Source organism: Acutalibacter sp. 1XD8-33, assembly GCF_003612555.1.
GTDB lineage: Bacteria > Bacillota > Clostridia > Oscillospirales > Acutalibacteraceae > Acutalibacter.
The window spans coordinates 93,532-111,639 of sequence record NZ_RAZF01000007.1 but is presented as its reverse complement, the minus strand read 5'-3'; the positions used below and the strand labels follow the sequence as shown (position 1 = coordinate 111,639).

The 18,108-nt window shown below is 52.6% G+C and carries 21 protein-coding genes, 3 tRNA genes and 3 pseudogenes; 18 read left to right on the top strand and 9 right to left on the bottom strand.

All coding sequences use genetic code 11. From position 1 onward, the window contains the following. Window positions 1–129 precede the first annotated feature (129 nt). Together D7X94_RS07575 and D7X94_RS07570 are read left to right on the top strand one after the other, a co-directional pair. On the top strand, window positions 130–498 hold the full coding sequence (locus tag D7X94_RS07575; protein WP_120427121.1) for a sulfite exporter TauE/SafE family protein: 369 nt from the start codon (window positions 130–132) through the stop codon (window positions 496–498). A 12-nt stretch (window positions 499–510) separates the two neighbouring features. Beyond that, window positions 511–885 (top strand): sulfite exporter TauE/SafE family protein, encoded by a 375-nt coding sequence (locus D7X94_RS07570; protein ID WP_120427120.1) that lies wholly within the window; start codon window positions 511–513, stop codon window positions 883–885. A gap of 150 nt (window positions 886–1,035) precedes the next feature. On the opposite strand, the gene D7X94_RS07565 is transcribed toward D7X94_RS07570, so the two are convergent. The 7 genes and pseudogenes from D7X94_RS07565 to D7X94_RS19490 form a co-directional block, all read right to left on the bottom strand. Further along, window positions 1,036–1,569, bottom strand: coding sequence for an HdeD family acid-resistance protein (locus tag D7X94_RS07565; protein ID WP_120427119.1), 534 nt, complete (start codon window positions 1,567–1,569; stop codon window positions 1,036–1,038). 161 nt (window positions 1,570–1,730) lie between these two features. Beyond that, window positions 1,731–2,579 carry a hypothetical protein gene (locus D7X94_RS07560; protein WP_120427118.1) on the bottom strand — a complete coding sequence of 283 codons (849 nt, stop codon included), beginning with the start codon at window positions 2,577–2,579 and terminating at the stop codon, window positions 1,731–1,733. Between the two features lie 81 nt (window positions 2,580–2,660). Then, a complete protein-coding gene (locus D7X94_RS07555; protein ID WP_120427117.1) occupies window positions 2,661–3,221 on the bottom strand; it encodes a GNAT family N-acetyltransferase in 561 nt (186 codons plus the stop codon). After that, the gene (locus D7X94_RS07550) at window positions 3,221–5,518 is read right to left on the bottom strand and encodes an AMP-binding protein (protein WP_120427116.1); all 2,298 of its coding nucleotides are present in this window, start codon (window positions 5,516–5,518) and stop codon (window positions 3,221–3,223) included. Before D7X94_RS07550 ends, D7X94_RS07555 begins: the two co-directional genes overlap by 1 nt. An 891-nt stretch (window positions 5,519–6,409) precedes the next feature. Further along, a complete protein-coding gene (gene rsgA, locus D7X94_RS07545) occupies window positions 6,410–7,531 on the bottom strand; it encodes a ribosome small subunit-dependent GTPase A (protein WP_120427115.1) in 1,122 nt (373 codons plus the stop codon). Between the two features lie 951 nt (window positions 7,532–8,482). Continuing rightward, a complete protein-coding gene (locus D7X94_RS19090) occupies window positions 8,483–8,815 on the bottom strand; it encodes a zinc ribbon domain-containing protein (RefSeq protein ID WP_279221766.1) in 333 nt (110 codons plus the stop codon). Then, a pseudogene (locus D7X94_RS19490) lies at window positions 8,816–8,935 on the bottom strand (helix-turn-helix domain-containing protein); the annotation flags it as partial. It abuts the gene before it with no gap. 117 nt (window positions 8,936–9,052) lie between these two features. Between D7X94_RS19490 and D7X94_RS19080 the strand changes: the two are divergent. The 10 genes and pseudogenes from D7X94_RS19080 to D7X94_RS07495 all read left to right on the top strand — a co-directional run bounded on the left by D7X94_RS19080 (window position 9,053) and on the right by D7X94_RS07495 (window position 12,160). Continuing rightward, window positions 9,053–9,244: a hypothetical protein gene (locus D7X94_RS19080; RefSeq protein ID WP_120427114.1), complete on the top strand. Its 192-nt coding sequence runs from the start codon at window positions 9,053–9,055 to the stop codon at window positions 9,242–9,244. Between the two features lie 19 nt (window positions 9,245–9,263). After that, entirely contained in the window at window positions 9,264–9,380 is a 117-nt protein-coding gene (locus D7X94_RS19075) for a sigma factor-like helix-turn-helix DNA-binding protein (RefSeq protein ID WP_158590943.1), read from the top strand. Between the two features lie 302 nt (window positions 9,381–9,682). After that, window positions 9,683–10,029, top strand: a pseudogene (locus tag D7X94_RS07520) (type II toxin-antitoxin system PemK/MazF family toxin); the annotation flags it as partial. A gap of 440 nt (window positions 10,030–10,469) precedes the next feature. Next, entirely contained in the window at window positions 10,470–10,979 is a 510-nt protein-coding gene (locus D7X94_RS07515; protein WP_158590942.1) for a recombinase family protein, read from the top strand. Then, window positions 10,954–11,220 (top strand): recombinase family protein, encoded by a 267-nt coding sequence (locus tag D7X94_RS07510; RefSeq protein ID WP_158590941.1) that lies wholly within the window; start codon window positions 10,954–10,956, stop codon window positions 11,218–11,220. The genes D7X94_RS07515 and D7X94_RS07510 overlap by 26 nt, the downstream gene beginning before the upstream one ends. Further along, window positions 11,214–11,327, top strand: a pseudogene (locus tag D7X94_RS19835) (hypothetical protein); the annotation flags it as partial. The gene D7X94_RS07510 and the pseudogene D7X94_RS19835, both read left to right, overlap by 7 nt. Window positions 11,328–11,369: 42 nt before the next feature. Then, complete coding sequence (locus D7X94_RS07505) at window positions 11,370–11,561, top strand: recombinase zinc beta ribbon domain-containing protein (protein WP_120427110.1); 192 nt, start codon at window positions 11,370–11,372, stop codon at window positions 11,559–11,561. An 18-nt stretch (window positions 11,562–11,579) separates the two neighbouring features. Then, window positions 11,580–11,711: a hypothetical protein gene (locus D7X94_RS19485; RefSeq protein WP_279221764.1), complete on the top strand. Its 132-nt coding sequence runs from the start codon at window positions 11,580–11,582 to the stop codon at window positions 11,709–11,711. Window positions 11,712–11,714: 3 nt separating this feature from the next. Next, window positions 11,715–11,945 (top strand): hypothetical protein, encoded by a 231-nt coding sequence (locus D7X94_RS07500; protein ID WP_120427109.1) that lies wholly within the window; start codon window positions 11,715–11,717, stop codon window positions 11,943–11,945. Next, entirely contained in the window at window positions 11,942–12,160 is a 219-nt protein-coding gene (locus D7X94_RS07495; RefSeq protein WP_158590940.1) for a DUF4368 domain-containing protein, read from the top strand. Before D7X94_RS07500 ends, D7X94_RS07495 begins: the two co-directional genes overlap by 4 nt. Window positions 12,161–12,283: 123 nt before the next feature. On the opposite strand, the gene D7X94_RS07490 is transcribed toward D7X94_RS07495, so the two are convergent. Next, window positions 12,284–12,371 (bottom strand) — tRNA-Leu (locus D7X94_RS07490). Between the two features lie 474 nt (window positions 12,372–12,845). Then, the gene (locus D7X94_RS07485) at window positions 12,846–13,256 is read right to left on the bottom strand and encodes an RrF2 family transcriptional regulator (RefSeq protein WP_120427107.1); all 411 of its coding nucleotides are present in this window, start codon (window positions 13,254–13,256) and stop codon (window positions 12,846–12,848) included. A gap of 144 nt (window positions 13,257–13,400) precedes the next feature. Here D7X94_RS07485 and D7X94_RS07480 point away from each other — a divergent pair, with 144 nt between their 5' ends. From D7X94_RS07480 to D7X94_RS07450, 6 genes are all read left to right on the top strand, one after another. After that, window positions 13,401–14,681 (top strand): O-acetylhomoserine aminocarboxypropyltransferase/cysteine synthase family protein, encoded by a 1,281-nt coding sequence (locus D7X94_RS07480; protein WP_120427106.1) that lies wholly within the window; start codon window positions 13,401–13,403, stop codon window positions 14,679–14,681. A gap of 772 nt (window positions 14,682–15,453) precedes the next feature. Then, window positions 15,454–15,527, top strand: a tRNA-Gln gene (locus tag D7X94_RS07470). Window positions 15,528–15,616: 89 nt separating this feature from the next. Then, window positions 15,617–15,693 (top strand) — tRNA-Pro (locus D7X94_RS07465). 248 nt (window positions 15,694–15,941) lie between these two features. Beyond that, window positions 15,942–16,337 (top strand): recombinase family protein, encoded by a 396-nt coding sequence (locus D7X94_RS07460; protein WP_330558183.1) that lies wholly within the window; start codon window positions 15,942–15,944, stop codon window positions 16,335–16,337. Then, window positions 16,292–16,666, top strand: coding sequence for a KilA-N domain-containing protein (locus D7X94_RS07455; protein WP_120427103.1), 375 nt, complete (start codon window positions 16,292–16,294; stop codon window positions 16,664–16,666). Before D7X94_RS07460 ends, D7X94_RS07455 begins: the two co-directional genes overlap by 46 nt. Before the next feature lie 248 nt (window positions 16,667–16,914). Then, entirely contained in the window at window positions 16,915–18,075 is a 1,161-nt protein-coding gene (locus tag D7X94_RS07450; RefSeq protein ID WP_120427102.1) for a DUF2971 domain-containing protein, read from the top strand. Window positions 18,076–18,108 lie beyond the last annotated feature (33 nt).

Genomic DNA, 18,108 nt, shown 5'->3' with positions numbered 1-18,108 from the left:
TTTCATAGTATTTCTTCCTGTCTGAGAAAAATACGCATTTTCTCTTGAAAGAGAGGAAAGCTATCTGTAACACGGCTGAAATAGATCAAAAGAGCTTCTTGCTTAATGATATCAGACAGGGAGGATACCATGCAGGGTAGAAAGCAGAAATGGAAGTATTCGGTCGCAGGAGCGCTGGCAGGGCTTGCCAACGGGCTGTTCGGCGCTGGGGGCGGAATGTTCCTGGCTCCTTTGCTGGCTCAGTGGACAAAGCTCCCCCAGCGAAAGGCCTTCGCCACCTCCGTGGGAGTGATTCTGCCCTTATCGGCTGTGTCCGCGGCAGTGTACTGGTGGAAAGGCGCCGTGGACCTTTCCGCCGCCTGGCCCTACCTGCTGGGGGGCTTCCTGGGAGGCCTGGTTTCGGGGCGTGTCTTTCAAAAGGTGCCGGTAGACTGGCTGCGCAGGGGGTTTGGCCTGCTCATCCTGTATGGCGGAGTTCGAGCGCTGTTTTTTGCGTGAGGAGGGGGAAGCATGGAGTGGATCTGGAGTTCCGGCATAGGATTTCTGACCGGCATTCTGTCCGGGTTTGGAATAGGCGGCGGCAGCCTGCTGCTTCTCTGGCTGACGGCGGTTCAGGGCATAGAACAGCTTCAGGCGGGGGGAACGAATCTCCTGTACTTTATCAGCTGCGCTCTGCCCGCGATTTGGGGCCATATAAAAAACGGCCTGATGGAAACTCAAGCCGTTTTATGGTGTTCCCTTGGGGGAGTCCCGGTATGCATCGCAGCTTCGCTAGCGGCGGCGGGGATGGATACCAGCCTGCTGCGCCGGTGCTTTGGGGCATTCATCCTGGCGGTAGGACTGCGGGAAGTGTTCCACCGGAAAAAGAAGCCATCAGAAGGCTGATCCACCGGAAGCGGCATCCCGGTCCGCCGGTTATATAGTAAACGCACTTAAAAATCGGTATATACCGATTTTCAAGCTGGGCGGCTGAGGAGGTCGTGACCTCCCCGCCTGGTTCAAAAGAGGTAGGATACCCCATTTGAACTGCGTTAACTATAGGTCCTTATACAGATGGTCAGCGGCGATGGTGTTGGCCAGGGTATAGACTCCGTCAAATACAAAGCCAAGCCCAATGAATACTACCAAAGTTTCCAGGGTAGCAAAGGGACGCAGGACCATCACCAGGCCGAAGGCCGCCAAAATAACGGCCGCCGCCAGGGAGATCTGCCATTTGGGGAAGCCCAGGGCCTTCATGTCCAGGGCTTTTTTGATGGCGGAAACGCTGTCTACCAAAATATAGACGCCCAGAGCGATGGGAATCAGGGAGGCCAGTACCTGAGGCGTTACCAGCAGAAAGATTCCCAACAGGCCCAGCGCCACCCCCAGAAACAGATCAAAGCGCTGGGCATAGCCGCCCCCGTCCTTCCAATAGCCCACGGCCCGGACAACGCCGTACCCCAGCGTCACTACCCCAATGAGCGTACAGGTCCACCGCAGGGCAGAGCTGGGGAAAAGCATCAGAACCACGCCCAGAGCTGTATACAGTACTGACGTGAGCACCAGACTGTTGCGGATACTTTTCAACATAAGACCGTCTCCTTCAAATAGTTTTTCCAACGCGTGTTCACACAGGCTGAATATAGCCAATTAACTTAAAAGATGCCTTTTCGAGTTGCAGATAACGGAATAACGCAGAGGCAGGTAAAACCGCCCCCAAACCCCGTATGAACACCCCACGCGGGAATTACCTAGAATTCTCCCGCCAGGTCAACTGCCCGGAAGCTCTCCGAGGCCCCGCACTGCTTCACATAGGGCTTCATTGCCTCAAAAGCCTGAGAAGCGTTTCCGTCCCAATAGAAATAGGTCCACTGGGACAGCAGGCTGTGGGCATAGTTGCAGTGAATATTGCCGGTGTATATCTGGGCGACAGGGTCTGAGATCCGGTTCCCCGTGTCCGCCGCGCAGTCTTTTCGAAAGGTGCAATATTCCTGGCCGTTCTTCACATAGATGATATGAACGGAGAGATCCTCCAAAGACAGGTCCAGCCGCTCCTGGATCCCTGCCTCTTGGTTATAGCTGTTCTCCGCCTCCACTTTCTCAAAGTAAAAGTGTTTCCGGTAGCCCTCCAGAATATCCGCCTCCTGCTCCCGGAATTTCTCCGGCACCAGCAGGTTCAACGTGCAGTCGTCCATGACGAGCTGCTCCTCAATGGGCCGGCCGTCGGCAGATTCAATCGGGTTTACCTTCAGATAGTTCGGGTCGATCCGCACAGAACAGCCATTGGGGTCGATCTCCTCCGGGTAATTCATGCCGTTCAGAGTATATAGGAGAGTACCCTCGCCGTCCGCATCCTGGAAATTATAGGCGTCCATCACGAACGCGTCCAGATTCTTCTCCAGCAGGGGCAGGAGTTTTTGGCTGCGCCCCGCAATCTCCAGGTACTTTTCCGTGCTCTCGTCCTCGCCGCTATACTGCACTACCGTGGTATAGAGGCTTTGGCTTCCGGCTTCTCCGGACTCCGCCGCGCCTTTCTTTCCGCCGCAGCCCGCCAGGATTACCAGCAGGCAGAGGGCAAAAAACAGGGCTGTCTTTTTCATGGGGCATCACTCCTGACTTTTTTATGGGATCATGATACCGCATGGTTTGAAAGAATGGCTTGCGGGTTTCTGAAAAGTTTCTTACTCTTGGGATAACTTTCTCATCATGATATACTCATGATGCAGCGTGCCGTCCTTCAGGCGGAACGCGTCCGGCCGCACGCCCACTATGCGAAAGCCCATCTTCTCATAGAGCCCCCGGGCTCGGGTGTTGCCCTCCACAAATTCCAGCTCCAGCTGGGAGACATCATCCCAGCCCTTGGCGATGTGCTCTATCTCCCGGAACATGGCCGTGCCGATCCCCTGGCCCCAGAACTCCTTCAAGAGGGCAATGCCGATGGCAGCCCGGTGCCGGGTTATCAGGGCGGCACTTCTTGTGACCTCGCAGTTCCCGGCGATTCTGCCCTCCACCTCACAGACCAGCGTGGCGGCGTTCTCCGAGGCGTTCATACTCTCAATCCACTTGGCCTCTCTCTCAGGGGTATACTTACCACACTCTTCGGGGCTGCGCACGATGAATTCCGTCTCGCCGGCTGACTGCACCAGATATTCCAGCAGGCCGGGGATATCCTCATTCCGGGGATTCCGGAGCAGGGCCTTCCTGCCGTCCTTCAGGGTGAATTCCACTTCTCTTGTGCGCATTATTTGTCCTCCTCTCTGATCTGCACCCGCCGGATCTTGCCGCTGATGGTCTTGGGCAGGTCCTCCCGGAACTCCACAATCCGGGGATATTTATAGGGTGCGGTGTGCTTCTTCACGTAGGTCTGGATCTCCTTTTTCAGCTGGTCAGTGCCTTCAGTGCCCCTGGTCAGCACAATGGTGGCCTTGACCACCTGCCCCCGGATAGGGTCCGGCGCGGCGGTGACGGCGCACTCCAGCACATAGGGCAGCTCCATAATCACGCTCTCGATCTCAAAGGGCCCGATGCGGTAGCCGCTGGACTTGATCACGTCGTCCGTGCGGCCCACATACCAGAAATAGCCATCCTCGTCCCTCCAGGCGGTGTCGCCGGTGTGGTACATGCCGTCGTGCCAGGACTCCTTGGTCTGCTCCTCGTTCTGGTAGTAGCCCCGGAAGAGCCCGCAGGGAACCCGGTTGTCCGTACGGATGACGATCTCGCCGGTCTCGCCCACGGGAGCTGGGGAACCGTCCGGCAGGACCAGGTCCACATCATACAGGGGGCTGGGCACGCCCATGGAGCCGGTCTTGGGGATGGACCCCACGGGGTTGTAGATCACGCAGGTGGTCTCCGTCTGGCCGAAGCCCTCCATGAGCATCAGGCCCGTGGCCCGCTTCCACTGCTCGTAGACCTCCGGGTTCAGAGCCTCTCCGGCGGTGGTGGAATACTCGATGCCGGAAAGGTCATACTTGGACAGGTCCTCCTTGATGAAGAACCGGTACATAGTGGGCGGGGCGCAGAAGGTGGTGATGTGGTACTTGGCGAACATGGGGAGGATGTCGTGGGCGTCGAACCGGTCGAAGTCGTAGGTGAAGATGGCGGCTTCGCACATCCATTGGCCGTAGTATTTGCCCCACATGGCCTTGCCCCAGCCTGTGTCCGAGATGGTGAAGTGCAGGCCGTCAGGGTTCACGTTGTGCCAGTACCGGGCGGTGATATAGTGGCCCAGGGCGTATTTGTAGCTGTGCTCCGCGATCTTGGGATAGCCCGTGGTGCCCGAGGTGAAATACATGAGCATCAGGTCGTCCCCGCAGGGGGAGTCGGGCTTCCTCTCATACTCATCCGGGAAAGCGGCCATCTCCTTGTCAAAATCTCTCCAACCCAGCCTGTTTTCCCCCACCATGATCTTGATCTCCACGCCGGGGCAGTTCCGGGCGGCCCGGTCGGCCTCGTCGGCGGTCTGGCCGTCGCTGGTGCACAGGATGGCCTTGACCCCTGCGGCCTGAAAGCGGTAATCGAAGTCGTGCTCCATCAGCTGGTTGGTGGCGGGGATGATCACCGCGCCTATCTTGTGCAGGGCAGTGATCACGTACCAGAACTGGTAGTGGCGCTTGAGCACCACCAGCACCCGGTCCCCCCGGCGGATGCCCAGGGATTCCAGGTAGTTTGCGGTCTGGTTGCTCAGGCGGCTGATGTCCGAGAAGGTGAACCGGCGCTCCACCTTGTTCCGATCCACATGGAGCATGGCCAGCTTCTCCGGGGTGCGGCGGGCGATCTCGTCCACGATGTCAAAGGCGAAGTTGAAATTGTCCTCGTTTTTAAAGCGGATCTCAGAGAGGATGCCGTTTTCGTCCAGCGTGGTCTCCACAAAGGGGTTGGAGACGTTCTCCCGGTGCCGGCGGGCCAGCTTGCGGTCGATGAGGGTCTGGAATTTGTCCGGCTCGGCGGGCTTATCCTCTGTTCCCTTCATGACCATGGCGTAGAGCTGGCAGTCCTGGCCGCCGGTGGCGATCATGCCGTGAGGGGTGCCGGAGTTGTAGTAGATGGAGTCCCCCTCGTTGAGCACCTCAATGTGGGAGCCGATCTGGGCCTTCATGGATCCCCTCACCACGATGTCGAACTCCTGGCCCGCGTGGGAGGCCAGCTTGATAGCCACGTGCTGCTCGGCCTCGGAGTAGGGCATGGTGACGAAGAAAGGCTCGGCGGTCTTATTCTTGAATAGCGGCGCCAGATTCAGGTATTTGAAGCCGTGGCGGCGGGTGATGGGCAGGCCGTCCCCGTGGCGCACGATGGTATAGCTGGACAGGGTGGGACTCACGCCCCGGATCAGGTCGGTGGGGTCCACGCCGAAGCGCTTGGCGCACTTATAGATGAAGGTGAAGCTGAAGTCCTGCTCTCCGGCCTCGCACCGGGCGTATTCCTCCGGGCTCACCCCCGTGCACTTTGCCATCTCCTCCTCGGAGAGTCCGGTGATCTCCCGCATGGTGCGGATGCGCTCCGCCACCTCCGCCAACTGTGCTTTCAAATCTGCTCTTTCCATTGGGCTTTCCCCCTTAAAGATTTATATTGAAAATAATATGCTTTTTGAGAGTAATACGGAGTGGCCTTCGCCGCAAAGGGCGCGGCTACGGCAAGGTCGTGGGGTTTCGCCCCCACATAACGACCAGCTTAAGGCCAGCTGGACCGGCCAAAGCCGTCCAGGGTAAAAGTTTCGTCAACCTTTTCAAAGGTTGCGCGGTGTGGAGCAGAGCTCCACGACCTTGACCTTAAACATCTGAGAAGCGCAATTTTTGCGGGGTGAATTGGCGGACGGAGTCCGCCAAGAGGGGTGCTTTTTGCAAGAATAAAAAGCACCCCTGGGTCCCGGAGAAGGCCAGCGTCCCACGTATGGGGGTAAGTGTCTGCCAGTGGCAGACAAGCTACGAACTGACCGAGCCGGTAGGCGAGACCCCTGGAAACCGGAACCAGCTGTCCCTCGTCGGGGAATGAGCGCCTGCCAGTGGCAGGCGGGACAAAGCCCCTCAGTCCCGGAACTAATCCAGCTCTGTGAGCATGGACACAAAAAAACCGCCCCACAGGGAAGTATCCCCTATGAGACGGACAGAATCCGCGGTACCACTCATATTGCGGCCCCTTTTCACCAGGGCCGCCCCTCGCCGGGCTCCAACAAGCCCTTCGCACTAACGCGGCGTTCACGGGAGGCGTCTACACCCGGCAACACGCTCGAAAGAACAACATGGGCTCGGTTTCGGACCTCCGGCTCGGAAGGGATAGGCGGCGCACAAAACAGCGCCCAGGGATTCTCCTGCTGGAAAGCGTCCCGTTGGCTCACAGCAACCGCCAACTCTCTGAAGCGGATGGCTCTCCGACCGGCTTCGTCATAGCCTTTATTCTATATATTTCAATATTATATCCTGGAAAGGGGTAAAAGTCAATACGGTTCTGAAAAATTTTTCCTGTACTTTTTCTCCTGGCGCCGGGCTTTTGCCAAAGCCTTGCTGGGCTGGCCCTGCTTCATGCGTACCGTGCTCAGGTGATGGCTGTGCCGGGATTCCCAGTTAAGGACCTTATAGCTTTCCCAGCGTCCGGGGTCCAGCTCACCGCTGGCCAGCGCCGCGCGGACGGCGCAGCCGGGCTCGTTCTCGTGGCGGCAGTCTGAGAACCGGCATTGGCCCAGGTACTGTTCCACATCCGGGAAGGCTTCGCTAAGGCCGTCAAGAGAGTCCCACATGCCCAGTTCCCGCATCCCGGGAGTATCAATGAGCAGCACGCCCGAGGGCAGGCGCAAAAGCTGCCGGTGGGTGGTGGTGTGACGGCCCATGCCGTCCTTTTCCCGGACGCTTCCGGTGGCCATCCGTTCTCGGGGGATCCCGGGCGGCGAGGCCGTTTCCTCCGCCGAACCTGGTTGCGCGGCAGAAAAGGAGTCCTCCCAGAGGCGGTTAATCAGGCTGGACTTGCCCACACCGGAGGACCCCAGAAACGCCGCCGTGGTCCCCGGGGCCAGATAGGGCAAAAGCCGGTCCATGCCTTCTCCGGTTTTTGCGCTGAGAGCCACTACAGGAACCTTTCCGGCGGTTTTCCGGGCAGTGGCGATCTGCTCTCCGTGGTCCCCGGGCAGGTCCAACTTGGTGAGCAGCACCACAGGCCGTGCGCCGGAGTTCCAACTGAGGGTCAAGTAGCGCTCCAGGCGCTTGGGGCTGAAATTCTCATTAAGGGATTGCACCGCAAACACCACATCCATATTGGCGGCCACGGCCTGCTCTGTACCGTGCCAGGAGTCTATCCGGGAAAAAAAGCTCCTGCGGGGCAGGGTTTCCACAATCTGCCAGTCGCCGGCAGCTGGCAAGGCCAGCACATAGTCCCCGGTGGTGGGAAACTTCCGCCCGCCGTCGTAAAGGTATTCCTTGGTTTTCAGCCTGCCATAATGTTCACCCTCCTGGGTCATCAACTGAAAGCGTTCTTTAAAAACCGCCGTTACCCGGGCGGGCAGGGCGGGGCTTCCCTCTGGGGGAAGAAACTCTTGGGGAAAGCCGTAAGCGAGTAGATCTGTCATTGAATTCCTCCAATCGAAAATTGGTCTTGGGGTTTCTGGTTTTTCTGGAAAACATATGCACGCTCATGAAACCTCTCTCCTTTCACGCAAAAAATCCGGCCCCACAGGAGGCCGGTTTTGCCGTTTGATTTCAGTCATAGGCGCGAAACAAGCCTATGAAAAGGCAAGGCGGGCGGCGGCTTCTCTGTTTTTCGGAAAATATATAATTGCCATACGCTCACCGCCTTTTTTATGGATTGCGGATACAGTATATCACAGCCGGAGGGAGATGTCAACCGTTCCTTCGGCCATGGGAGCGTCCAAATGCAGGAGTACAATACAAATTAGACAGAGGCGAAAGAAAAAAGTAGAAGAATGAAGTCAGGTCGGTTTAAAGTTGAGTTACCACACTTAGCCGTACCAAGAAGAGGCCACATCCTTCATGCGTAAAAGTATAACATAGAGCATGAAACTCCGTCATCCCTAATGAAGTACGCAGAGAAATATGGTGTGAGCAGGGCCAGCCGGAAGTGCAATAAAAGCCGGTCCTACATCTACTTCTGGACGGCGCACTGGCGCGGAAGTATAGAGTCTCTAACTTGTCAGTCCCGGCGACCGCACAGCCCCCCAGACAGCACACGGAGGCGGAGTACCAGTCCCTGTGGGTAAAACAGGCCAGTCGTGCATAAGGTTTGTGGTCCCATCAACCGGGTCTAAAATTCAAAAACGATCCGCCTCTATTTCCTGCAATCCAGTTTCTTTTCCCAGAAGCAGATTCACAAGCCAGTCAAAATCCTGCTGCAATACCAGACCGCAGGTAAAGGCAATATTCTTACCGTAATCCTGAAACAATCCTGAAACACCGCTAATCCAAACAGATCCTCATAAAATTTTCTTGCGGCATTTATGTCAGCCACAGAAATAACTATACAAGTGAATTTCATAGTATCAGCTCCTTGGAATTTTATGTCCTTATTTCGGCGAGACACCGGTTTGTTTTTCTTCTTCACCATCCTTTGCCCGCCAACGTTTTAGCGTTGGTAAGAATTGTTGCAGTTCAGCTCTTGCCTCCTGCGCTGTAAAATTCACATGATTTTCCTTGTTCCAGGTATCCAAATGTCGCAAAAGTATTTCTATCAATTCCTCAATTGAAAAATCTTGCACAAATTGACCTTTTTGGTAGCAATAGGCGCAGTATTCCTCTGATTTGCATCCATTGCTCTCTGTTCCTTTGTCACTATTCTTTACTAAGATCATCCCGCAACTCTGGCACTGTCCGGCGGAGCGTCCCAGCAGGAAGTCCACCGACACATCAAAAGTTTCAGCAATAAGTCTCAGTGTATCAATATTCGGTACAGTGTCCCCGTTTTCCCAACGAGAAACTGCCTGCCGTGTGACCAGTAGCTTTTCTGCAAACTCATTTTGAGATAAGTTTAGATATTTTCATAACTCTAAAATTGTATTTCTCGTTTCCATTGATACAAACCTCCGTATCTATTTTATACGCTAATCTGGGAACGGTGCGTTAAGATCGACAAGCCCTTGTTTGATGCCTTTGACCGTTTTGAGTTGGAGGATATTTCTTTCACGCACAAAGTGGACAAGCACTATGAGCGGACGGAACAGACGGAGGTCACGCTGAGCAGGCGGGCCTTGAAGCCCCAGGAGAGCGTGGAGGAAACCGTTTCACAGCGGATGGAAGTGGACAAGCTGCATCAGGCCCCAACTGCCTGAAAAGCAGCGCCGCCGTCTGGTGCTGTACTACTTCGGGGAGTTTACATACGAGCAGATTGCGGATATGGAGGGATGCACGATTTCGCCGGTCAAAAGGTCTATTGAGAAGGCAATCGAGAACTTGAAAGTTTTTTGATTTAGGGGGGCAAATTTCGCATTTGAGTGAGGAACAGGTGAAGGGCGATGGAAAGCCCTTCACCTGTTCCTCGTTTGTGCGGCGAATGGGTTTGACCTTTGACAACTTCATCCCCATTCATCAAGCACATTCCTATTGCCGTGAGCCACTTTTGTCGCCGCGCCAGGATGTGCCGGACAGGACAGCGGGACAGGTTTATGGAAACGGGAGCATTTATGCTCCACCAACCTTGATATGTCATGCTGTCCGGCCCCTACATAGGCGGCGCAGGCCGTCTAATTTTTATGGGGAGGTCAAACACCATGAGCAGGACATATTTGCGCGGCGACCTGTATTATGCCAACCTGGGCCATGGGATCGGCTCGGAGCAGAAGGGCACCCGGCCCGTCGTTATCATTCAGAACAACGTGGGCAACAAGTACAGCCCCACCGTTATCATCGCCGCCATCACCAGCAAGGCCAACGCCAAGGCCAAGCTGCCCACCCACTACTATCTCTGGACGCCGGGAACGGGCTGACGCAGCCCTCCCTTGTCCTGTTGGAGCAAATTCGCTCCGTGGACAAGCGGCGGCTGTCCGGCTACATCGGCAGGCTGGACGAGAAACATATCCGGGGCATCAACCACGCCCTGGCGGTCAGCATCGGCCTGATCGAACCCGTACCCCCGAAACTAACCCTCTGCTTATGCTGCGCTTGTGCTGACGCTTTTCGCGGCACAGGCGCTTTTGCTTTGCGGAGGCCGCGTCGGGACAGCCTGAAAAAGAGATTTGCGCCTACTGCAAGAAGCGCATGGGGGGTGTATTTTGACGTGACGCCCCAGGGGGGGGATCGGGGACAGGTATGAAGAAAAAAGCCTTGCCGCCCCGCTGACCGAGCATACGGTCAACAACGTGAAATATGAGGTCGTTTCCGCCTTTAAGGAATCTGAAGCTGGAAAAGAAGCGGAGGATTTGACCGACAAGATGAAACGGCTCATTCTGACCGAGGACATCAAGCCGAGGAAAAGTGATTTGCACCTTTGTGTTTTGCAGTCAGGGCCATTACAATGAAATAGAAATGTGTTTGTCTGGCTGCCGGGAAGGAGGAAATATGCAGTCCAGAACAGGCAATAAGCACGACGTTACCGCGTTATATCTCCGCCTCAGCCGTGACGATGATCTCCAAGGCGAGAGCAATTTCATCGTGAACCAGCGGATGATGTTACAACAGTACGCACTGGAGCATGGACTGACCATAACTCAGGAGTACGTTGACGACGGATGGAGTGGCACGAACTACGATCGTCCCGCTTTCCAGCGCATGATTGACGACATTGAGGACGGCAAAATCAACTGCGTAGTGACGAAGGCTTTGTCCAGATTAGGCCGAAACTACATCCCGACCGGGCAGTACACGGAGATTTACTTTCCCAGCAAGGGCGTTCGCTATATTGCCGTAAACGATGACGTGGACAGCGACCAGGGCGACGATGATTTTTCGCCCTTCCGAAACATCATGAACGAGTGGTATGCAAAGGATATCAGCCGCAAGGTACGCAGTTCAAAAAAACTGCGCGGCGACGCCTGGCGACCCCATGTGTCCGCCGCCCTACGGCTATAAAAAAGACCCAGATAACCCCCGGAAATGGATCATCGACAACGAAGCTGCCGATGTCGTCCGCAGGATTTACCGGCTTTGCGTAGAGGGGAAGGGAATCGAAACCACGGCCCACTTGTTGCAGGAGGATGGTATTTTGATCCCCACGCAGTATTGGGAGAGCAAAGGCATCCGCAAGGGCGGCAAAAAGAGCCAGGATACCCCTTACAAAGGGTGTAAGACCACCCATCAACCAAAATCCTGACCCTCCGGGAGTACACGGGCACCCTGGTCAATTTCAAAACCTACTCAAAGTCCTTCAAGAACAAGCGCCGCCTGGACAATCCCGAAGAAAATTGGGATATCTTTGAGAACCACCATGAGGCTATCATCGATAAGACCACATGGGAACAGGTGCAGAAGCTCCGGGAGGGGGCGAAGCGCCGGAAGCCCAAAAACACCAAGAAGAATATGTTCGCCGGTCTGCTGTACTGCACCGACTGCGGCCATAAGCTGTATTACAACATTAACCATCCCAACAGCTCCATTGAATATTTCAACTGCTCCAACTACCGGGGCACCTGCAACGAAACCCACTACATCTGAGCTGACTCACCGGAACAGGTGATACTGCTGGAACTCAACCGCATGGTCAGCTACCTGAAAAACCATGCCGAGGAATTTGCCGAACTGCTGGCTCAGAAAACCGCCAAGGACTATGAGCTGGAGAGCCAAAACAGGCGGCAGCGCCTCTAGGAGTTGATTGCCAGGAATAAAGAGGTTGACCGGCTGTTTGAGCGTATTTACGAGGACAATGTATCGGGTAAGCTGACGGATGAACGCTTTATGAAAATGTCCCAGCGGTATGACGCGGAACAGCAGCCGCTCAAAAAGGACATTGAGGAATTGCAGCGCCAGTGTGACAAAGAGAACGACCGGGCTTTCTGCAAGGAGCAATTTTTGAAAGCAGTGCGGAGTTCATGGAGATGAAAACGCTGACGCCCACCATTCTGCATGAGCTTGTAGAACGCATCGACGTGTACCAAACCCAGGGCAGGGGAAAGAACCGGACGCAGCGCATCGTGATCCACTATAACTTCATCGGTGTCCTGGATTTGCCGGAGGTAGAGGAATACCCGGAGAACGTGGTGCTGGACAGCCGCCAGGGTGTGGCGATTGAGTATCTTGTCGGCAAGGCCAGCTAAAGAAAACGGAGCGGCCCGAGAGCCGCTCCACCGGGGCAGACCGCCCCATAGAAATAGTAAAGGAACAGCCTTTCGACTGTTCCTTTACATACGAGTGTTCAGTTGCGTTATGAACACTCGACATGGTGCCGGTGGCCGGACTCGAACCGGCACGGGTTATTAGCCCGGTGGATTTTGAGTCCACTACGTCTGCCAATTCCATCACACCGGCATGTCTATTTTCAACGTCCAACACCCGCTCCATTCTCTGGAAAACGGAGGAATATGAAAACCAAACTATATATTTACCTTTTATTCTCCTCATGCTTTCTAAATGTTTACACGTCCCGGCAATCGAAATAATCTTGCAGATTTCGAATCCAGTTTGCCAATCAATTTGAACATCCCCAAATTATATAATACAGTATACTACGTATTCTAAAAAAAAGCAAGAGTTTTTTGCCCAAGCATTGCAATTAGGTTACACAGGGGTCAAACGGCCCGTGTAACCTAATCTTTATATATCTCCCCCGGGCCGGAAAGTCAAGAGAGAATCCCCAAAGAACACGATGCGTTTGAGGGGCGCGAAGCTGCAAAAACTGAAATTCTGTTAGGCATATACCACAAAAAGGATCCCACAAGGAACTCAATCTATATATAATCGGTCCATATCGAAAGAGGGGACAGACAGTTTCCTTCAAGATATTCACACGTCGCTTTTGCGACACAAGTCTGCCAGGGTAAACTGTGCCAGATATTCCGAAATCACCTGGTTCAATCCCTGCCATAGGGACAGCGTTGGACAGATGCTCCTCTGCTGGCAAGGCTTCTGCCCGGGACGCAGGCACGCCACCGGCGACAGAGGCCCCTCCATGATTTCAATGATTGTCTTCACGCTATACTCTTCCGGCACGCGGCTCAGCTGGTAGCCGCCGCCTTTACCTCGCGCGGCGGTAAGCAGGCCGTTTTTGACCAGTTCTTTCACCACTATTTCAAGATATTTTTCGGAGATTCCCTGGCGCAGAGCAGTGCTCTTCAGGGGGACAAAGCCTTCGGCTTGGTGCTCCGCAACATCCACCAGGAACCGCAGAGCATATCGGCCTTTTGTGGAAATCATCTTAAAACCTCCTTTTACTTTTCCTATTATACCACAAGGTAAATAGGATTTCAAGAGATAGCGATATTCCTATTGACACGCTAGGTAAATAGGAATATAATAGGATTACTTCAGAGACCTGGAAAAAGAAGGGAGCTTTGCTTTATGAGCTATAAATTTGAGACGTTGCAGCTTCACGTAGGCCAGGAACAGCCTGACCTCGCCACAGATGCCCGTGCGGTGCCCATCTATCAGACCACCAGTTATGTTTTCCGCAATTCGGCCCATGCTGCCGCCCGGTTCGGCTTAGCAGACGCCGGCAATATCTACGGCAGGCTGACCAATTCCACCCAGGACGTATTGGAGAAGCGAATCGCGGCTCTGGAGGGCGGCGTGGCAGCTCTGGCCTTGGCCTCTGGCGCGGCAGCTATCACTTACACCATCCAGGCCCTGGCCCAGGCGGGAGACCACATCGTGGCCCAAAAGACCATCTATGGCGGCAGCTATAACCTGCTGGCTCACACGTTGCCTCAGTTCGGCGTGGAGACCACCTTTGTAGATGCCCACAACCTGGCGGAGCTGGAGGAGGCCATCCGTTCCAACACGAAGGCGGTCTATTTGGAGACCCTGGGCAACCCCAACTCCGACATCCCGGATATCGACGCCATTGCGGCGATTGCCCACAAGCATGGCCTGCCCCTGGTGATCGACAACACTTTCGGCACTCCCTACCTTATCCGGCCCATCGAGCACGGAGCGGACATTGTTGTACACTCTGCAACCAAATTCATCGGTGGACACGGCACCACCCTGGGTGGTATCATAGTGGACAGCGGTAAGTTCGACTGGAAGGCCTCGGGAAAATATGCCCCCATCGCTAAGCCAAATCCCAGCTATCACGGCGTTTCCTTTGTGGATGCGGCGGGTCCCGCCGCCTTTGTCACCTACATCCGGGCCATTCTGCTTCGAGATACGGGTGCGACGATTTCTCCGTTCAACGCTTTCCTGCTGCTACAAGGCGTAGAGACCCTCTCCCTGCGGCTAGAGCGCCATGCTGAGAACACCAAGCGAGTGGTGGAATTCCTAGACAATCATCCCCAGGTAGAGAAGGTAAACCACCCCTCCCTGCCGGACCATCCTGACCACGTCCTGTACAAGAGATACTTCCCCAATGGCGGCGCGTCGATCTTCACCTTTGAGATCCAGGGAGGACAGGAGGAGGCCCACAGGTTTATTGACAGTCTGGAGATATTCTCTCTGCTTGCTAATGTGGCGGATGTGAAGTCTCTGGTGATCCACCCGGCTACCACCACCCATTCCCAGCTAAGCCCTGAGGAGCTGTTGGACCAGGGCATCAAACCCAATACCATCCGGCTGTCCATCGGCGCAGAGCATATTGACGACATTATAGCCGACCTGGAGAAGGGCTTTGCGGCTGTCAGATGATGCTGCCGCACGGTGAAGATGGGAGTATCCGATATAGGGTTTCTCATGAAGAAGGCCTCTCAACAGTGTAGTGTACAAGTATATGCTGGATATGGGTGGCTATGAGAGGGGCTTTGCCGGCCGTACTTATCTGGAGGAACACATTTCCCCAAAGCAGTGGTTCACGTCAGAACGCTTGGAACATCGCATGCCGGAGTACAAACTCTGGTTGCCAGTCAAACGAGTTTCGGCACAAAGCAAAAAGGGCAGCAGTCTGGGCCCACCTCATGTCCCAGCATATGTGAAGTTCAACAGAAAAATCGCCCTCAACTTCCATAATGCGAGTTGGGGGTATTTTTATTCCATTTTCTATCTATTATAGAACCCCTTCATCCCCCCAGACACAGCGGGCTACACACTCCGGTGCCTCCTTTTCAAACTCCGTCAACGGCTTGATAATCGCTGAGCCTATAATTGCGCTGTCCGAGAGGGCGGTCACTTTTTTGCCTGCTTCTGAGTGGAGATGCTAAAGCCAATGGCATGGGGAATGGTGCTGTGATGTTGTTCTCCCTTTACAACCCGGACGGTGGTGTTATAAGGTCCATACGAAGTTTGCCGCGAGCGCCGGTGGTTCCCAGGCTGGAAACAATGTACAGGAAGCCTTGGGAAAAAAGCAGCAATACCGGTTACGCTTGCAATTTCAAAAAAATTGTGAAAGCCTCTTGACAAAATTGAGAAATTGGGTATAATTAAACTTGTCCCTAGCGAGAGGCTTTACCACTGGGGAGTATGAAGCGGTATTGTGTAATGGTAGCACAGCAGACTCTGACTCTGTTTGTCTGGGTTCAAATCCTGGTACCGCTGCCAACGGATCGGGCCTGGGGTCGGTGTTCGTTTTCTGGACGGACTCTTCTGCTCCTGGCCCTCTTTTTATGTTGTTGTTTTGAACGATTTTTCGAGGTGTGGCTCAGCTTGGTAGAGCGCTACGTTCGGGACGTAGAAGCCGCAGGTTCAAATCCTGTCACCTCGACCAAAAGGAGACAAAAGCATTTTAGAGGCTTTTGCCTCCCTTTTTATGCTCTAAAGTTCTATTTCAGAAACAAATAAAGCGTGGATAGCGTCATAATCCACGCTTTTTTGTTCTTATCTACAAGAAATGCCTGATAACCCACTAATAATCATATTTATCAGAAGAAAAGAGCAAAATCAATTCCACTAATTTGTAGGTTCTACTTGAAAACGCTCGAGCAACCCACTATAATGTAAGAAAGGAAGATAACCGTGAAGTTGTCCCCATTGGAATCAAAAATCTTCGGCAAAGTATGCTATGGCTTTCGACGTGACAAGAACAAGAGAGTAGAAACAGTTGAGCCGGAGGCCGAAATCGTGCGAGAGATATTTGGCCTATACCTGTCAGGAAACAGTTTGGAGAAAATTCAAGAGCATTTGCGCAAGCAAGGTATTCCTTCTCCATCTGGGAGAACAGTGTGGAGCCGTGATGTCTTGAACAAGCTGCTAAACAATTATAAGTACACGTTTGGCATTATCGACCATACCACTTACATGGCTGTGGAAGAAATGAAATCTAGCCGGTGCAGAAATCCCAATCGGAATGTCGAGGACAATGAAGAATGGAACGAGCAAGTCAATCTGAACTACTATGGGCTTACGCGATAACGAGGGATGAGTATGCCAAGAGGCTAAATGAAAAATCGCTGCTCAAAGCGGAAGACCTGGAGTTTATACGAGACCGTATCTTTGAACTTATCAACCGTGGGGAGGCCAACATTCATGACCCGAAGGAGGAGCAAAGACTTCAAGCGGTTGTAGAAAAGTATTTATATCCTGAAGTTGACTATATCTCGCTGACAGATATCGCAAGGCGTTTTTATTCAGAGAACCCAAGCTATGTGATTCATAGCTGGCTTCGCAGTAGGAACACGATTGCATTCTTAGACCAGTGGGAAAGAGAAAATAATCCCAACTTTGACGAGCAGGCATTTTAGCAGTTGCTTTTTGATGTTCGCTCCCCTTCATATACCTTGACTCCTGCCAGATGGATAGAAAGGGTAAATGCTGTTGGGATTACCTCTAAGCGGGGAAAGGCTAGTGGCACTGCAGCTCACCCCTTCATTGCTTGTGATTTTAAGATGTGGGACGATGTTGTATTTCGATACAAATTGATTGCGAACTTTACCAATTTTCACAAGTAGAAAACAGATTAAGAATTTGAACCATAAAAGGAGTTTCTCTTATGGAACTATCTAACTTGTTTGCTAGATTTCAACAACTTGGGCCAAAGTTGGCATTGTCATATTGTTTTGTAAATGGGGCAATCATGGCACTTGATGAAATCCAAAATATGGGATATGATGAGTTTGCTCTTCGGTCAAAAATCAATATGCCGTTACGGCTTTACCGGTATTACCCCAATCTAGATATACAAGATGTGGGAACCGGGAAAGAAATCAACTATTCTGTTCAAGCTTTGGAAAACAACACGGTTTTTCTTCAAACACCAACCGCCTACGATGATATATATGATTCTGATATCAATATTGATTTTCCGGAATATGAGCATCTTCGTTTAATAGAATACTGCCGGAGATGTGGAGTGGAGATCGATACAGAACTTCAAACCCAACAGATTGGAGATATCTTGGTTAAAGTACTATTGGAACATTATACTGCCAATGGAAATCTCGATACTGTGTTCATAAAAACACCTGATTTGGAAATAGAAAACCTTGCAAATCAGGTGTTTCAGCAAAAAGTAATCATTGAGTTGCATAATTCTTCTGATATGGGAATGGCTGTGTCAAAAACAATACAAGGTGAATATAGGGACTACACTTCCAAGTTAAAAACTATATTCCGCACTGTTTGTTTTACTACAACACCATATTCACAGTTGATGTGGGGAGGAGCATATGCTAATTGTCATAACGGTTTTTGCATAGAATACACGGTTTTACCCAATGACAAATCCTACCAGGAAATCTATTATAATTTGTTCCCGATGATTTATTGTAAAGTTCGTCCTAATGTGACCTCACAACTTGTCGCGGCACAAGACAAAGAATTAACTAAAGAAACACTATGGAATCTATATTTTCATGGTGTTTTACGAAAAAGTATGGATTGGGCATTTCAAAACGAGTGGCGGTTATTGCTTCCATTGAGTGGCGAGAACATATCCAACTTTAATGTCAAGTTTTTCCCCATCACAAAGGTTTTTCTTGGAAACCGTATGAGACCTTCCTCTAGAAAAAAGATAATAGATATTTGCAATAGAAAACACATTCCGTATATTGGTGTAAAAAGAAATGCAGCAATATTTGAAATGCAGGATTGTGAAATCAAATGTGAGGATTGCCCTCAATATAAGAATGCCAAAGGCCAAAGCGTTTTATGACTTTATTACTATTGTAGAACACAGCACGTCGGT

What these genes read in the sequence shown, in the direction of transcription:
- D7X94_RS07575 (WP_120427121.1), top strand. Translation starts at nt 130, where the DNA reads ATGCAGGGTAGAAAGCAGAAATGGAAGTATTCGGTCGCAGGAGCGCTG.
- D7X94_RS07570 (WP_120427120.1), top strand. Translation starts at nt 511, where the DNA reads ATGGAGTGGATCTGGAGTTCCGGCATAGGATTTCTGACCGGCATTCTG.
- D7X94_RS07565 (WP_120427119.1), bottom strand. Translation starts at nt 1,569, where the DNA reads ATGTTGAAAAGTATCCGCAACAGTCTGGTGCTCACGTCAGTACTGTAT.
- D7X94_RS07560 (WP_120427118.1), bottom strand. Translation starts at nt 2,579, where the DNA reads ATGAAAAAGACAGCCCTGTTTTTTGCCCTCTGCCTGCTGGTAATCCTG.
- D7X94_RS07555 (WP_120427117.1), bottom strand. Translation starts at nt 3,221, where the DNA reads ATGCGCACAAGAGAAGTGGAATTCACCCTGAAGGACGGCAGGAAGGCC.
- D7X94_RS07550 (WP_120427116.1), bottom strand. Translation starts at nt 5,518, where the DNA reads ATGGAAAGAGCAGATTTGAAAGCACAGTTGGCGGAGGTGGCGGAGCGC.
- rsgA (WP_120427115.1), bottom strand. Translation starts at nt 7,531, where the DNA reads ATGACAGATCTACTCGCTTACGGCTTTCCCCAAGAGTTTCTTCCCCCA.
- D7X94_RS07515 (WP_158590942.1), top strand. Translation starts at nt 10,470, where the DNA reads ATGCAGTCCAGAACAGGCAATAAGCACGACGTTACCGCGTTATATCTC.
- D7X94_RS07510 (WP_158590941.1), top strand. Translation starts at nt 10,954, where the DNA reads ATGTGTCCGCCGCCCTACGGCTATAAAAAAGACCCAGATAACCCCCGG.
- D7X94_RS07495 (WP_158590940.1), top strand. Translation starts at nt 11,942, where the DNA reads ATGAAAACGCTGACGCCCACCATTCTGCATGAGCTTGTAGAACGCATC.
- D7X94_RS07485 (WP_120427107.1), bottom strand. Translation starts at nt 13,256, where the DNA reads ATGATTTCCACAAAAGGCCGATATGCTCTGCGGTTCCTGGTGGATGTT.
- D7X94_RS07480 (WP_120427106.1), top strand. Translation starts at nt 13,401, where the DNA reads ATGAGCTATAAATTTGAGACGTTGCAGCTTCACGTAGGCCAGGAACAG.
- D7X94_RS07455 (WP_120427103.1), top strand. Translation starts at nt 16,292, where the DNA reads ATGGAACGAGCAAGTCAATCTGAACTACTATGGGCTTACGCGATAACG.
- D7X94_RS07450 (WP_120427102.1), top strand. Translation starts at nt 16,915, where the DNA reads ATGGAACTATCTAACTTGTTTGCTAGATTTCAACAACTTGGGCCAAAG.